Origin of the sequence: Frankia tisae (assembly GCF_025403405.1) — a bacterium.
Classification (GTDB): domain Bacteria; phylum Actinomycetota; class Actinomycetes; order Frankiales; family Frankiaceae; genus Frankia; species Frankia tisai.
The window spans coordinates 1-13763 of record NZ_JANEZT010000172.1 but is presented as its reverse complement, the minus strand read 5'-3'; the positions used below and the strand labels follow the sequence as shown (position 1 = coordinate 13763).

General features: G+C 72.8%; 12 protein-coding genes and 1 pseudogene. 9 read left to right on the top strand and 4 right to left on the bottom strand.

What is annotated here, in order from left to right:
* The 6 genes and pseudogenes from NBZ85_RS17235 to NBZ85_RS17210 all read left to right on the top strand — a co-directional run.
* Positions 1-857: pseudogene (locus NBZ85_RS17235) on the top strand (cytochrome ubiquinol oxidase subunit I); the annotation flags it as partial.
* Entirely contained in the window at positions 854-1846 is a 993-nt protein-coding gene (locus NBZ85_RS17230) for a cytochrome d ubiquinol oxidase subunit II (protein ID WP_261557501.1), read from the top strand. The pseudogene NBZ85_RS17235 and the gene NBZ85_RS17230, both read left to right, overlap by 4 nt.
* A gap of 116 nt (positions 1847-1962) precedes the next feature.
* Complete coding sequence (locus tag NBZ85_RS17225) at positions 1963-2760, top strand: CPBP family intramembrane glutamic endopeptidase (RefSeq protein WP_261557502.1); 798 nt, start codon at positions 1963-1965, stop codon at positions 2758-2760.
* Positions 2761-2921: 161 nt separating this feature from the next.
* Positions 2922-4493, top strand: a complete 1572-nt coding sequence (locus NBZ85_RS17220; protein WP_261557503.1) for a CYTH and CHAD domain-containing protein — start codon at positions 2922-2924, stop codon at positions 4491-4493.
* 90 nt (positions 4494-4583) lie between these two features.
* Complete coding sequence (locus NBZ85_RS17215; protein ID WP_261557505.1) at positions 4584-5612, top strand: aldo/keto reductase; 1029 nt, start codon at positions 4584-4586, stop codon at positions 5610-5612.
* A gap of 469 nt (positions 5613-6081) precedes the next feature.
* The gene (locus NBZ85_RS17210) at positions 6082-6285 is read left to right on the top strand and encodes a cold-shock protein (RefSeq protein ID WP_018500469.1); all 204 of its coding nucleotides are present in this window, start codon (positions 6082-6084) and stop codon (positions 6283-6285) included.
* Between the two features lie 576 nt (positions 6286-6861).
* Here NBZ85_RS17210 and NBZ85_RS17205 read toward each other — a convergent pair.
* Both NBZ85_RS17205 and NBZ85_RS17200 read right to left on the bottom strand, forming a co-directional pair.
* Entirely contained in the window at positions 6862-7962 is a 1101-nt protein-coding gene (locus NBZ85_RS17205) for an aspartate-semialdehyde dehydrogenase (protein WP_261557509.1), read from the bottom strand.
* A gap of 97 nt (positions 7963-8059) precedes the next feature.
* A complete protein-coding gene (locus NBZ85_RS17200; protein WP_261557522.1) occupies positions 8060-9328 on the bottom strand; it encodes an aspartate kinase in 1269 nt (422 codons plus the stop codon).
* Between the two features lie 254 nt (positions 9329-9582).
* Between NBZ85_RS17200 and NBZ85_RS17195 the strand changes: the two genes are divergently transcribed.
* Entirely contained in the window at positions 9583-10167 is a 585-nt protein-coding gene (locus NBZ85_RS17195) for a TerD family protein (protein WP_261557511.1), read from the top strand.
* A gap of 29 nt (positions 10168-10196) precedes the next feature.
* A complete protein-coding gene (locus NBZ85_RS17190; protein ID WP_261562233.1) occupies positions 10197-11306 on the top strand; it encodes a zinc-dependent alcohol dehydrogenase family protein in 1110 nt (369 codons plus the stop codon).
* 28 nt (positions 11307-11334) lie between these two features.
* Here the strand turns inward: NBZ85_RS17190 and NBZ85_RS17185 are convergent, their stop codons facing one another.
* Positions 11335-11787, bottom strand: a complete 453-nt coding sequence (locus tag NBZ85_RS17185; RefSeq protein WP_261557513.1) for a hypothetical protein — start codon at positions 11785-11787, stop codon at positions 11335-11337.
* 656 nt (positions 11788-12443) lie between these two features.
* Here NBZ85_RS17185 and NBZ85_RS17180 point away from each other — a divergent pair.
* Positions 12444-13055, top strand: coding sequence for a hypothetical protein (locus NBZ85_RS17180; RefSeq protein ID WP_261562232.1), 612 nt, complete (start codon positions 12444-12446; stop codon positions 13053-13055).
* 12 nt (positions 13056-13067) lie between these two features.
* Here NBZ85_RS17180 and recR read toward each other — a convergent pair whose 3' ends face one another.
* Complete coding sequence (recR, locus tag NBZ85_RS17175; protein ID WP_261557516.1) at positions 13068-13670, bottom strand: recombination mediator RecR; 603 nt, start codon at positions 13668-13670, stop codon at positions 13068-13070.
* Positions 13671-13763: the final 93 nt, after the last annotated feature.

The window sequence follows — 13763 nt, the reverse complement described above, 5'->3', positions numbered from 1 at the left end:
CCCCCCGGCCGCGCGACGGCGGGTCCGGCACCGGTGGTGGCTCGGGCCCGGCCGGCTCCGGCCCGGAACAGGGCAGCGGCGACGGCGAATCCGGTTCGAAGGAGTCGGTGCCCGCGGCCCGGCACGTTCCGGCCGCCCGGTACGTTCCCGCCGACCAGTCTGTCCGCGCCGACCAGGCTGTCCGCGCCGAGAAGTCCGTCCGCGCCGGGAAGTCCGTCCGCGCCGACCCGTCCGTTCCGGCGGGGCGGTCCGTGCCTGCCGCCGCGTACGACCCGGCCACCGAACCGGCCGCCTGGTACACGCCCCGGATGGATCTGTCCGCGCGCGACCACAAGGGCGTGCCGGTTGCGGTGCTCCTGCCTGGCCGCCTTCCCGTGACCCACGCCGGCGCACCCGCTCCCGCCGGCGGCATCGGGGTCACCGGGGACGGCGACCCGTCCACCGGTTCCGACCCGTCGACCGGCGACCCGTCGACCGGCGACCCATCGATCGGTTCCGACCCGTCGCCTGGTTCCGAGCCCTCGATCGGTTCCGAGCCGTCCACCGGCTCTGACCCGTCGACGGGTGCCGAGCCCACCGCCGCCCCGAGCGTCAGCCCGCGGCCGGCCGTCAGCCCGCTGCCGGACGGCGCCGAGCCGTCTGCGGCGCCGCCCACCATCCCGCGGCCGCGGCCCGAGCCGCACACCACCGGATCCTCCGGTGGTGGACGTCCCGTGCCGTCGAACCGGCGAGGTGCGCCCGGCTGGCACGGCCTGCTGGGCCGGCGTTCCACGGGCGGCCGGCACGCCACCACCAGCCGCCGTCCCGACACCGGCGCTCGCACCGCCGGCCGCACCGACCGGGGAGAGACCCGATGACCGCCGCCGACCTGCTCCTCGTCGTCATGGTGATCGGACTGACGGCCTACGCGCTGCTCGGCGGCGCGGACTTCGGCGGCGGCGTGTGGGACCTGCTCGCCCGGGGACGGGACGCGCGGGCCCAGCGCAAGCTGATCTCGAACGCGATCGGGCCGGTGTGGGAGGCCAACCACGTCTGGCTCGTGTTCATCGTCGTCGCCCTGTTCAGTGGGTTCCCGCCCGCCTACGGGGTGGTCGGCTCGTCGTTGGAGGTCCCGCTGTCGGCCGCGCTGGTCGGCATCGTGCTGCGCGGCGCGGCCTACGTCTACCGCGCCTACGGCGCCGGCGCGGCGGGCCCCGACCACTGGTGGGGGCATGTCTTCGCGGTGTCGTCCACGATCACCCCGTTCGCGCTCGGGGTGGCCGGGGCGGCGCTGGCCACCGGGGACATGTCGCCGGATGACCCGTTCGCCCCGGTCCGCAGCTCGTTCGGCCTCGTCTGCGGGCTGTTCGCGGTCGCCGCGACGGCCTTCCTCGCCGCCGTCTACCTGTGCAAGGACGCGGCGGCCTCGCCGGTCACCGAACATCTGGTGCCCGACTTCCGTCGCCGCGCCGCCGGCGGGGCCGTGGTGTGCGGCATCCTCGCGCTGATCCTGCTGCCGCTGTTCTGGCACCAGGCCCCCGTGGTGGCGCACCGGTTCGCCGACCGTTCACTGCTGCTGGTAGTGCTCTCCGCGGTCGGCGGGATCGGCGCCCTGGTCGCGCTGGCGCGTAACCAGTTCGTCGCCGCCCGGCTGGCGGCGGGTCTCGCGGTCGCCGCGATGCTCTGGGGTTGGGCGGTCGCCCAGTACCCCGACCTGATCGTGGGGCAGGTGACGGTCGACGACGCCGCGGCCCCGTCGACCAACATCCAGGCGATGCTCTACACCGTCGGTGGCGGCCTTCTGCTGATCACGCCGCCGCTGGTCGTGCTGTACCGGCTGTTCACCCGGCCCGAGCCGGTGGACTGACCCGGTCGGGCCGACGCGCGGCCCCAGGTCGGCCCGGCGGTGCGTCACCGCCGGGCCGATCCAGGGCCGGCCAATCCGGAGCTGGGCCGTCAACGCAGGTGGGCTACGGTCGACTCGTGACGGATGCCCCTGCGCAGGCGCCGGTCACAGTCGAACCGCTGACCCGGCGGGTGCTGGCCGCCGAGGTGTGGCTCGTGCTCGGGGTCTCCTTCGCCGCCTCCGCGCTCTACGCGCTCATCCGCTACGTCGGTGTGCTCACCCGGCCGGGACCCGTCCGTTCCCAGGTTGCCCGGCTGAACACCTCGGCAGCGCCGGGCCGCCCGTGGCTGGATCTCGCCCTGCAACTGGCCGACGTCCTCACCGGGCTGGTGCCCGTGCTGCTGGCCGTGCACCTGCTGGCCCGCCACGGCGGCGGCCGGCGTGTGATCGGCCTCGACGGCCGGCGCCCCGGCCTGGACCTCGCCCAGGGGGCTGCGCTCGCCGCCGGGATCGGCGGCCTCGGCCTCGGTTTCTACCTGCTGGCCTGGCACAGCGGAGCCAACCTCACCGTCGCGCCGTCGAGCCTGCCCGACGTGTGGTGGCGGGTGCCGGTCCTCATCCTGAGCGCCTGCCAGAACGGCCTCGCCGAGGAAGTCATCGTCACCGGCTACCTGCTGGTGCGGCTGCGTGAGCTTGGGATCACACCGGGGCGGGCGCTGGCGACCAGCGCGGTGCTGCGCGGCTCCTACCACCTGTACCAGGGCCTGGGCGGGTTCGCCGGCAACCTCGCGATGGGGCTGCTGTTCGCCCGGCTGTTCCAGCGCAACGGCCGGGTGCTGCCGCTGGTGATCGCCCACTCGCTCATCGACACGGTGGCCTTCGTCGGCTATGTGCTTCTGGTTGGAAAGGTCTCCTGGATCCCCGCCCCGCGTTAAGGTTAACGGCAGGGAAACGCAGGTCGTCCACTAGGTGTCCGATGCTCTTCTTCTCGGTGCTGCGGCGGACCATCGGGCAACCACGAGGGTCATGGTGAGCATCGGCTGCCCGGGTGCGGCGTGCATGCGGTGCGGGGCGAGCGATGAGGAGGACGGGGCGGATGGCCACCGGGGTCCGTGAGATCGAACGCAAGTACTCCGTCGAGTCGACCTTCGTGCTGCCGAAGCTGGGCAGCGTGCCCGGCGTCACGACCGCGCGGACCCGCCGCGCCGTCAGCCTCGAGGCCGTCTACTACGACACCGACGACCTTCGCCTGGCCCGCAACCGGATCACGCTGCGTCGGCGGACCGGCGGTTCCGATGCCGGCTGGCACCTGAAGCTGCCGGTCCGCGTCGGGGAGCGCGACGAGCTGCAGCTCCCGCTTGACGCCGCCGGTGGCACGGTCGACGTGGCCGGCGGTGCCCGGCACACCCCGCCGGCGGAGTTCGTCGATCTGGTGGCGGTGCACCTGCGCGGCGGCGAGCTGCGCCCGGTCGGCCGGCTGCGCACCCTGCGCACCGCCCGGCGGCTGCGCGACGCCGCCGGCACCGACCTCGCCGAGGTCGTCGACGACCAGGTCTCCGCCCAGACCCTCGGCGAGGCAACGGTGGTAAGCACCTGGCGGGAGATCGAGGTCGAGCTCGTCGACGGCAAGCGCGGCCTGCTCGACGACGTCGGCGAGCTGCTGCTGGCGGCCGGCGCGGTCGTGGCGGCGGACTCCTCGAAGCTGGGCCGCCTGCTCGGCCCCGCGCTCGCCGCCGGGCCCGGGCCGGACGTGCCGCCGCCGCCGCCGCGCCGCCCGCGCCGGCAGACCCCGGCCGGCGAGGTCGTGCGTGCCTACCTCATCGAGCAGGTGCGTGCCCTGCTCGCCGCCGACCCCCGGGTACGGCTCGACGAGCCCGAGGCTGTCCACCGGATGCGGGTGGCCTGCCGGCGGGCCCGCAGCACGCTGCGGACCTTCGCGCCGCTGTTCCCGGCCGAGACGGTGACGCTGCTCGACGGGGAGCTGCGCGACCTGGCCGGCGCGCTGTCCGGCGCCCGTGACGCCGAGGTGCAGATCGCCTACTTCGGCGGCCGGCTGGCCGAACTGCCCGCGGACCTGGTCGCCGGGCCGGTCCACGACACGGTGAGCGCACACCTCGGGACCGGGATGGCCGCGGCCCGCGAGGAGGCGCTGGCGATGCTGCGCAGCGACCGGTACTTCGCCCTCGTCGCCAGCCTGCTCACCCTCGTCCGCACGCCGCTGACCGGCGCGGCCCGGCGTCCGGCCGGCAAGGTCCTGCCCGATCTCGTCCGCCGCGCGGACCGGCGGCTGGGCAAGAAGGTGACCGCCGCGGCCGGGCTCCCGGTCGGCCACGACCGGGACGAGCTGCTGCACTCCGCGCGCAAGCAGGCCAAGCGGCTGCGCTACGCCGCGGAGGCAATGGCCCCGCTGTACGGCCAGGACGCGATGGCGCTCGTCGGCCAGGCGGAGCGGGCGCAGGAGCTGCTCGGCACCCACCAGGACGCCATCATCGCGCGCGATCTCCTGCGCGGTTGGGGCGTCGCGGCCCAGGCCCAGAGCGACCCCACCGCGTTCACGCTCGGTGTGCTGCTTGGGCTGGAGGAATGCCGCGGCCGGCTGGCCGAACGGGACTTCTTCGACGCCTGGCCGCGGATCTCGGCCGCGAAGCACCGCCGCTGGCTCGACTGAGCCACCCCGGGCCGGGGCGTCGGGCGGGCCGCCGGGCGGGTAGCCTGCGGTCGGTTCCGCCTTCGTTCCCGGTGCCGCAGGAGGCTCGCGATGACCACGTCCACCACGCTCCCGACGACGCCGCTGGGTTCGACGGGGATGCGGATCACCCGAGTGGGTTTCGGGGCCTGGGCGATCGGTGGCGCGGGCTGGGCCTTCGGCTGGGGCGCCCAGGACGACGCCGAGGCGGTCGCGGCGATCCGCCACGCCGTCGCGGCGGGGATCAACTGGATCGACACCGCCGCCGTCTACGGGCTCGGGCACTCCGAGGAACTCGTCGCCCGGGCGCTGGCCGGCATCCCCGTGGCCGAACGGCCGTACGTGTTCACCAAGTGCGGCCTGGTCTGGGATGACGCCGACCCGACCGTCCCGCCGGCCCGGGTGGGTGCCCCGGCGTCGATCCGAGCCGAGGTCGACGCCTCCCTGCGCCGGCTCGGCGTCGACCGCATCGACCTGTACCAGCTGCACTGGCCGCCGCAGGACGGCACCCCGATCGCCGACTCCGTCGGAGCGCTGCACGAGCTGCGCGCCGCCGGCAAGATCCGCTCGGTGGGAGTGTCCAATTTCTCCGTCGACCAGCTTGAGCAGGCCGCGGCGGCCGGCGGAGTGGATGTGCTCCAGCCGCCGTTCTCCCTGATCGACCGCACCGCCGCCGCGGAGATCCTGCCGTACGCCGCCGTCCACGGCATCGGCACGATCGTCTACAGCCCGATGCAGTCGGGGCTGCTCTCCGGCCGCTGGAGCGCGAAGCGGACCGCCGAGCTGCCGGCCGACGACTGGCGGCGCCAGGCCGCCGAGTTCAACCCGCCGGCCCTGGCGCGCAACCTCGCGCTCGTCGGCGTGCTCGCCGAGGTGGCCCGTCGGCACGCGACGACGGTTGCCTCCGTCGCAGTCGCCTGGACGCTGGCCTTTCCCGGGGTGAGTGGCGCCATCGTTGGGGCTCGCCGCCCGGACCAGCTCGACGGCTGGCTGCCGGCCGGCTCGCTGACCCTCACAGATGTCGATCTCACCGAGATCGCCGTGGCGGTCGAGCGGCTCTCGGCCGGCCGCGGTCCGCTGCGCCCCACCGGCGACGCGTAGCCGTCCGTAGCCGGATCCGGTCCGGGGGCATTGGGGCCCGGACCGGCCGTCGGCGATGTGGGCCCGATTGTGGGCCGATACGTGGTCTCGACCGTGGTCGGATCGATACCGCCGTCGATCACCTGTCGGAGTTGCCACGTTTGGGCCATCGGCCGCCCGGTTGGCGCCGCAGGCTGTCCACGCTGGGAAATCCCTGTCAGCTCGACGGATTGCGGGACGGCCCGGGTGGACTCGCCTGTGGTCGGGCCAGCGGTGTTGTTCTGTTACCGGGGCATGAAGTGGACTTCCTTGCTCGGAGGACTCCCGCGAAGCCCTCCATCCGTGTAGCGTCGTCCCTGGCCGGAGTTCGCCGGTTCGCGTCTCAACCGAGACGCGGCGGAACAACGCCAGGAACTCTTGTGGCTTCCTGGCGTTCGGTCCGGGGCCCGCGCGGTGCGGGTCCTGACTGCACCAGCAGGGAGAACGGCACGTGGCTCAGGGCACGGTGAAGTGGTTCAACTCGGAGAAGGGCTTCGGCTTCATCTCCGTGGACGGCGGCGGCTCCGACGTCTTCGTTCACTACAGCGCGATTGACATGGACGGTTACAAGGCACTAGAGGAGGGCCAGCGGGTCGAGTTCCAGGTGACCCAGGGTCAGAAGGGTCCGCAGGCCGACGCCGTCCGCGTCGTCTGAGCCACGAGAGACTTCACGGTCAGCCCGCCCATCGGGTGCTCCGCTGGGCGGGCTGACCGCTTCTCCGCGTCGTTCCCCGGGTCATGCCGGGGAGTCGATTCCGCGACTGCCCGATCGTGCCGGAGGTCTCGGCGTCCCGACCCTGTCGGGTGTCTCGCCTTGATCGGACAGTTCTCCAGAAGGCACCTTTCCCCCTGATCAAGTGGGAAAAAGCGGTCTTCGGGCCCCACTACCGGGACCGGTCGATCCGCCTTCCGGCGGGTCGACAGGTTATTGCCGATCGGCGTGATTTCGGCGACGGATCGCAGCCGGCACGGTTGGCTGTTCGGGCAAAGTCGGGTAACCGCATCCTGGTTCTCCGACCGCTCGTTCTCGGTCTTCACTTCCAGCTCCTTGTGGCAGCCAAAGCTTAAAGGTTGCTAAGAAGAAGCTTGAAAGCGAATGTGGGGCGCTCTCGCGACCCGATCAATCACCGTTCGGCGCGGATGGCGCGTCGATTCGTGGCTGGCCGGGCGCGCCACCGCGCGCGCCGGCCCACCATCCGTGGCGTGGCGATGCCGCGGGTCAGCCGGCCCGTCAGCCAGCCGTCGGCGACGCTGCTACCCGGCCCTGCCCAGCGACGAGCAGCTCGGCAATCTGCAGCGTGTTCAGCGCCGCTCCCTTGCGGAGGTTGTCCCCGCAGAGGAACAGCGCGATCTCATGCGGGTCGTCCGGTGACTGCCGGATCCGCCCCACCCAGGTGGGATCGGTGCCCACCACGTCCGCCGGGGTGGGGAACTCGCCTGCGGACGGGTCGTCCACCACCGCGACCCCGGGGGCGCTCAGCAGCACCGCGCGGGCCTCGTCGCCGGTGACGGGCCGCGCGAAGCGGGCGTGCACCGCGACGGCATGGGTGGTGATCACCGGCACTCGCACGCAGGTGGCCGAGACCCGCAGGCCCGGCAGGCCCAGGATCTTGCGGGACTCGTTGCGGACCTTGAACTCCTCCGACGACCAGCCACCGTCGCGCAGCGACCCGGCCCACGGCACGACGTTGAGGGCCAGCGGCGCGGGGAACGGGCCGAGGCCCTCCTCGCCGATCGCCTTGCGCACGTCGCCGGCCGCCTGGCCGAGCTCCCGCGTCCCGCCGACGGTGGCGAGCTGGTCGTAGAGGGTGTCGATGCCGGCCTGTCCGGCGCCGCTGGCGGCCTGGTAGGAGGCGGCGAACATCGACTCCAGGCCGAAGGCCCGGTGCAGCGCACCGAGCGCGACGATCATCGACAGGGTCGTGCAGTTCGGGTTGGCGATGATGCCCCGCGGACGGGCACCGAGCTGGTCGGCGTTGACCTCGGGGACGACGAGCGGGACGTCGTCGTCCATGCGGAAGGCGCCCGAGTTGTCGACCGCGACCGCGCCGCGCGCCGCCGCCACCGGCGCCCACTGCGCCGAGACCTCGTCGGGGACGTCGAACACGGCGACGTCCACGCCGTCGAAGACCTCCGGCGACAGCACCTGCACGGCGACGTCCGCGCCGCGCACCCGCACGGTGCGACCGGCCGACCGGGCCGAGGCCACGGGCCGGATCTCCCCCCAGATGTCCGGCCGCTCGGCGAGCATCGACAGCATCACCGTGCCGACCGCGCCGGTCGCCCCGACCACCGCGAGCGTCGGTCGCCGGCCGGCCTCGTTGCCCGTCATGCCCCATCCTCCAGATAACCCGCGACCAGCACCGTGCTGTCCGTGATCATTGCCATGCTGTCCGTGATCATTGTCGTGCCGCCTGCAATCGGTGTCTTCATCGGCCGGTGCCCGCGTAGACGACGGCCCCGCCGTCGGGGTCGCCGAGCTCGAAGGCGCTGTGCACGGCGCGTACCGCGCCCGGCAGGTCGGTGTCGCGCACCACCACCGAGATCCGGATCTCCGACGTGGAGATGATCTCCACGTTGACGCCGGCGTCGGCGAGCGCGCCGAAGAACCGCGCCGACACCCCCGGGTGCGACTTCATCCCGGCGCCGATCAGCGACAGCTTGCCGATGTGGTCGTCGTAGAGGGTCCGCTCGAAGCCGATCTCGCTCTGCACCTTCGCCAGTGCCGTCAACGCGGTGCGCCCGTCGGCCTTGGGCAGGGTGAACGAGATGTCGGTGCGGCCCGACCCCGCGACCGAGCCGACCTGGACGATCATGTCGAGGTTGACGTCCGCGTCCGCGACGGCCCGGAACACCGCGGCCGCCACCCCGGGCTTGTCCGGGCAGCCGACGACCGTCACCTTCGCCTCGCTGACGTCGTGCGCGACGCCGCGGATGATGGCCTGTTCCACGAGCTGTGCCTCCGGAATCTCGGTGACCCACGTGCCCGGCTTCGAGGAGAACGACGAGCGGACATGCACGGGGACGCTGTAGCGACGCGCGTACTCGACGCATCGCAGCATGAGGACCTTGGCGCCACAGGCCGCCATCTCCAGCATCTCCTCGTAGGAGATCGTGTCGATGCGGCGGGCGTCGGGAACGATGCGCGGATCGGCGCTGAACACGCCGTCGACGTCGGTGTAGATCTCGCAGGCGTCGGCGTGCAGTGCCGCGGCGAGCGCGACCGCGGTCGTGTCCGAGCCGCCCCGGCCCAGCGTGGTGATGTCCTTGGTGTCCTGGCTGACGCCCTGGAAACCGGCGACGATCGCGATCGCGCCCTCGTCCAGCGCGGCCCGGATCCGACCCGGCGTGACGTCGATGATGCGGGCCTTGCCGTGCACCGAGTCGGTGATGACGCCGGCCTGGGAGCCGGTGAACGACCGGGCCTCGGCACCGAGAGTGGTGATCGCCATCGCCAGCAGGGCCATCGAGATCCGCTCGCCGGCGGTGAGGAGCATGTCGAGCTCGCGGGCCGGCGGTAGCGGCGACACCTGCTCGGCGAGGGCGAGCAGCTCGTCGGTCGTGTCGCCCATGGCGCTCACCACGACCACCACGTCATTGCCGTCGCGGCGGGCCTCGACGACACGTTCGGCGACTCGTTTGATGCGGTCCGCGTCGGCAACGGAGGATCCACCGAACTTCGCGACCAGGAGCGCCATGGCAGTCAGGTTACCGAGCGCCGACACCTGCCCGCTCCGCTCGACGGGGATTGCTCGGATGTGACCCAGGCCGGATGCGCGCGCAGCGCGCCCGGGGTCCGACCCACCGCGACGCTGTCGTCCCGACGACGGCACGCTGGGCGGATCCGATCCGTTGTGCCAGGGTGACGGCACCGACCGCGTCATATCGACCGTGTACCACGCGGTTGCATGAGATGGTCCCCGACGCACCAGTCCAGGAAGGACGATCCGCAATGGCAGTCAGCCTCGCCAAGGGTGGCAACGTCAGCCTCACGAAGCAGGCCGCGGAGGCCGGCACCGCCCAGCTCACCGCGCTGAACGTCGGGCTCGGTTGGGATGCCCGCACCACCACCGGCACCGACTTCGACCTTGACGCCTCGGCCATCGGCCTACGGGCGGACGGGAAGGCCCTCAACGACAGCTACTTCATCTTCTTCAACAACCTCGCGTCGCCCGAGGGCGCGATCACCCTGACCGGCGACAACAAGACCGGTCAGGGTGAGGGCGACGACGAGTCCATCATCGTCAACCTGCCGGCGGTGCCCGCCGAGATCGACCGGATCGTCATCCCGGTCTCCATCTACGACGCGGTGAGCCGCAGCCAGAACTTCGGCCAGGTGCGCAACGCCTACATCCGGGTCGTCGACCAGGGCGGCAACGAGCTGGTCCGGTACGACCTGTCCGAGGACTACTCCACCGAGACAGTCGTCATCTTCGGCGAGGTCTACCGCAGCGGCGCCGAATGGAAGTTCCGGGCTGTGGGGCAGGGCCACAACGACCTCGGCGGCCTGGCACGCGACCACGGCGTCAGCGTCTGAGCCACGGGCCGGCGCGGGCAGTGCGAACCATGCGGGCCTGGCAGGTCGTGACGCCGGGGCGGATGGGCACCGGGCCGCTGCGCGCGGCCGAGCTGCCGGTGCCCGAACCGGGCCCGGGGCAGGTCCGGCTGCGCGTCGACGCATGCGGCGTGTGCCGCACCGACCTTCACCTCGCCGAGGGCGACCTCGTGCCGCACCGGCCACACACCGTGCCGGGGCACGAGGTCGTCGGCCGGGTCGACGCGATCGGCCCCGGGGTGGCGCTGGCCTCGGGCGCCGATGCGGCCACCGCTCCAGGCGTCGAGCCGGGCGCCGGGATTTCCCGCAGTGCCGAAGGCGTCAGCGTGGGCGTGGGCGTCGGCGTCGGGCCGCGTGGGGTGCGCCTGGGCGACCGCCTGGGCGTGGCGTGGCTCGCCTCGACCGACGGGACCTGCATCTACTGCGCCCGCGGCGCGGAGAATCTCTGCCCCGCGTCGACCTACACCGGCTGGGATGTCGACGGCGGGTACGCCGAGTACGTCTGCGTCCGCGCCGACTACGCCTACCGGCTGCCCGCCGGCTACAGCGACGCCGAGCTCGCCCCGCTGCTGTGCGCCGGCATCGTCGGCTACCGGGCGCTGCGGCGCGCGGAGCTGCCACCCGGCGGCCGGCTGGGCATCTACGGCTTCGGCGCGTCCGCCCATCTCGCCGCCCAGGTGGCGATCGCCCAGGGTGCACGGGTCCATGTGCTGACCCGGTCGGCCCGCGCCCAAGCTCTGGCCCTCGAACTGGGTGCCGCGTCCGCGACCGGTGCGTACGGTGCGCCACCCGAGCCGCTGGACGCGGCGGTGCTGTTCGCGCCGGTGGGCGATCTGGTGCCGGTGGCGCTCGCGGCGCTCGACCGCGGGGGCACCCTGTCGGTGGCGGGCATCCACCTCAGCGACATCCCGCCGTTGGTCTACGCCGACCATCTGTTCCAGGAGCGGGACCTGCGCAGCACGACCGCCAACACCCGGTCCGACGGCGTGGAGTTCCTCGCCATCGCCGCCGAGCACCGGCTGGCGGTGACGGTGTCGCCCTACCCGCTTGCCGCCGCTGACCGGGCCCTCGCAGACCTCGCCGCCGACCGGGTCACCGGCGCGGCCGTCCTGCTGCCCTGACGGCGCCGCCGGGCCCGGATCCGGCCGGTCAGGCCGCGCGGGCGGGCAGCCGGCGCAGCAGTACCGTGCCCGCGACGGTGAGGGCTGCGGCCGTCGCCACCTCGCGCGGCAGCCGGTGGCGAGCCTCGTTCTGAATCTTCTCGTGGAAGCGGTCGAACCGGTTCGGCCACGGGCTGGAGCCGACGAAGTAACGGCCGACCTTGTCGGTGTCGGGCAGGCAGGCCCCGGTCATGCCGGCGAGAACGGCCAGGCGCCGCCCGGCCGGGGCTGACGCGGTCAGCAGCGCCATGGCGGCAAGCCCGGCGACTCCGTCGCGACGCGCGATCGGCAGCCACTCCGACTCGGTGTTCGGGCCGGTGCCCCAGTGCGGCAGGGCGTCCATGGCGAGGTGGGAGAGGAATCCCGCGGCCAGAGCGGGTACGGGATGTCGGATCGCCATACCCACGAAGGCACCCGCGCCGACGTGCGAACTGATGATCATACGGTGAACCTCCTGGTGGACGGTGCGGACCGGCCGTCGGTGACGGCCGGTCCCAGCGTGGCCGGCGGGCGGGATGCGCGTCGTGCTGGGTGCGTCGTGCGGACGGGGCCACGCCACAGCCGGCCGCCTCTTACGATGCCGCCCGGCTCTGCGTGTGCTGACCGCGGGGGTCGGCAGCTGGCCTAGTAGTGGCCCCCGCCGTGGTCGTCACGTGGCCTGGGGGAGTGTTCGATAGACCGATGTATCGGGAATATGCACGTGCGAACGCTCCGCTGGATGAGCGTTCCGCGGCGATCGCCGACGCGCGTTCGGACGCCGGTGCTGACGCGCGACCGGACGAATGCGCGAAAGCGAAGGCGTACGGGATCGCGGAAGCGCGCGCACATGCTCGCGCGAGTGCAGCATGATGGGCACATGGGCGCGCGGCGTAGCATCTGGGTGCATAGCGCAGCGGGGCGTCGCAGATCTATGTACCGATAGTTGGCGTCAGCCGAGCCTGATAGCGGAAAGTGATCGCGTTCGCGGAAAGTGACCGGGGGTAGTGAGGGGGTGTCGGATGATCTCCAGCGGGAAGTTCGGTCCACCCTGGGGCGGGTCACGCCCCAGGGGGACGGGCCCGGATCGTGGGGATGCACGACGGCACCTGAGCGGCCTGGATGGATAGGCGGATCCGTGGCGTCTGGACCTGTCCCCTGAGCGAGGCCGGTGATCTCGGCGCCGTCCTGCCGCCCGGCGGCGTCGTCTCGGTCGCCTGGCGCCTGGACGGCGGCGCCGGGCGGATCGTCGGCGGGATGCTGCCACGCGGGCATCCGCAGGGCGGCCCGCAGGGCAAACGGGTCCTGCGCGGGGAGGGTGTCTGGGCGGCCGAGATGTTCCCCCGGGACCGTGAGATCACCGCGGAGCTCGATCTGGTCGAACCCGGTCCCGCGGCCCGCCCCGCCCGGCTGGTCGTGCATGGCCCGGAGCGGGACATCATCGGCTACGTGGATCAGCCGCGGCTACCCGTGGATCGGTTGGCCCGGCTGACGACCGGCATGCGGCGCGACGCCCGCCAGATCCGGATCCGGGCCGCCGGTCGGATCTGGTGGATCAGGGCGACGAAGGTCTTCGGCGTGCAGGTCGTGCGCGACCACGGCGTGGGCGTCTACCGCACCCGCGGCCTGCACGCCGTGTTCAGCGCCGAGGCTGACCACCTCGATGTCAGCATCGTCCTGCTGACCCTTGCCTCGATCCCCAGCTCGACGTACGCGCCCATCCTCGGCTTCTGACCGGCCGGCGGGTCAGGAGGCGTTGACGACCCGGCGTCCCTCGAAGGCACGGCCGAGGGTCACTTCGTCGGCCCACTCAAGATCGCCGCCCATCGGCAGGCCGCTGGCCAGCCGGGTGACCCGCAGCCCCATCGGCCCGATCTGGCGGGCGAGGTAGGACGCGGTGACCTCGCCCTCGGTGTTCGGGTCGGTGGCGAGGATCAGCTCCGTCACCGTGCCGTCGGCCAGCCGCGCGATGAGCTCGCGGATGTGCAGGTCGTCGGGCCCGACGCCGCCGATGGGGTTGATCGCCCCGCCGAGGACGTGGTAGCGCCCGCGGAACTCCCGGGTGCGCTCGATCGCGACGACGTCCTTGGGTTCCTCGACCACGCAGATCAGGGCCTGGTCACGGCGAGGATCGGCGCAGATCCGGCACAGCTCGGACTGGGCGACGTTGAAGCAGCTCCGGCAGAACCGGACCTTGTCCTTGACCTCGGTCAGGGCGGTCGCCAACCGGCGGACGTCGACCGGGTCGGCGGCCAGCAGGTGGAACGCGATCCGCTGGGCGCTCTTGGGACCGATGCCGGGCAGCCGCCCGAGTTCGTCGATCAAATCCTGGACGATGCCCTCGTACATCGGTGCTCCCGCCCGTCAGCCCAGTCCGGGACGGCCGGGACCGCGCGGCACCGCGCCGCCGCCGGCCAGCAGCCCGCCGAGATCACCCAGCCC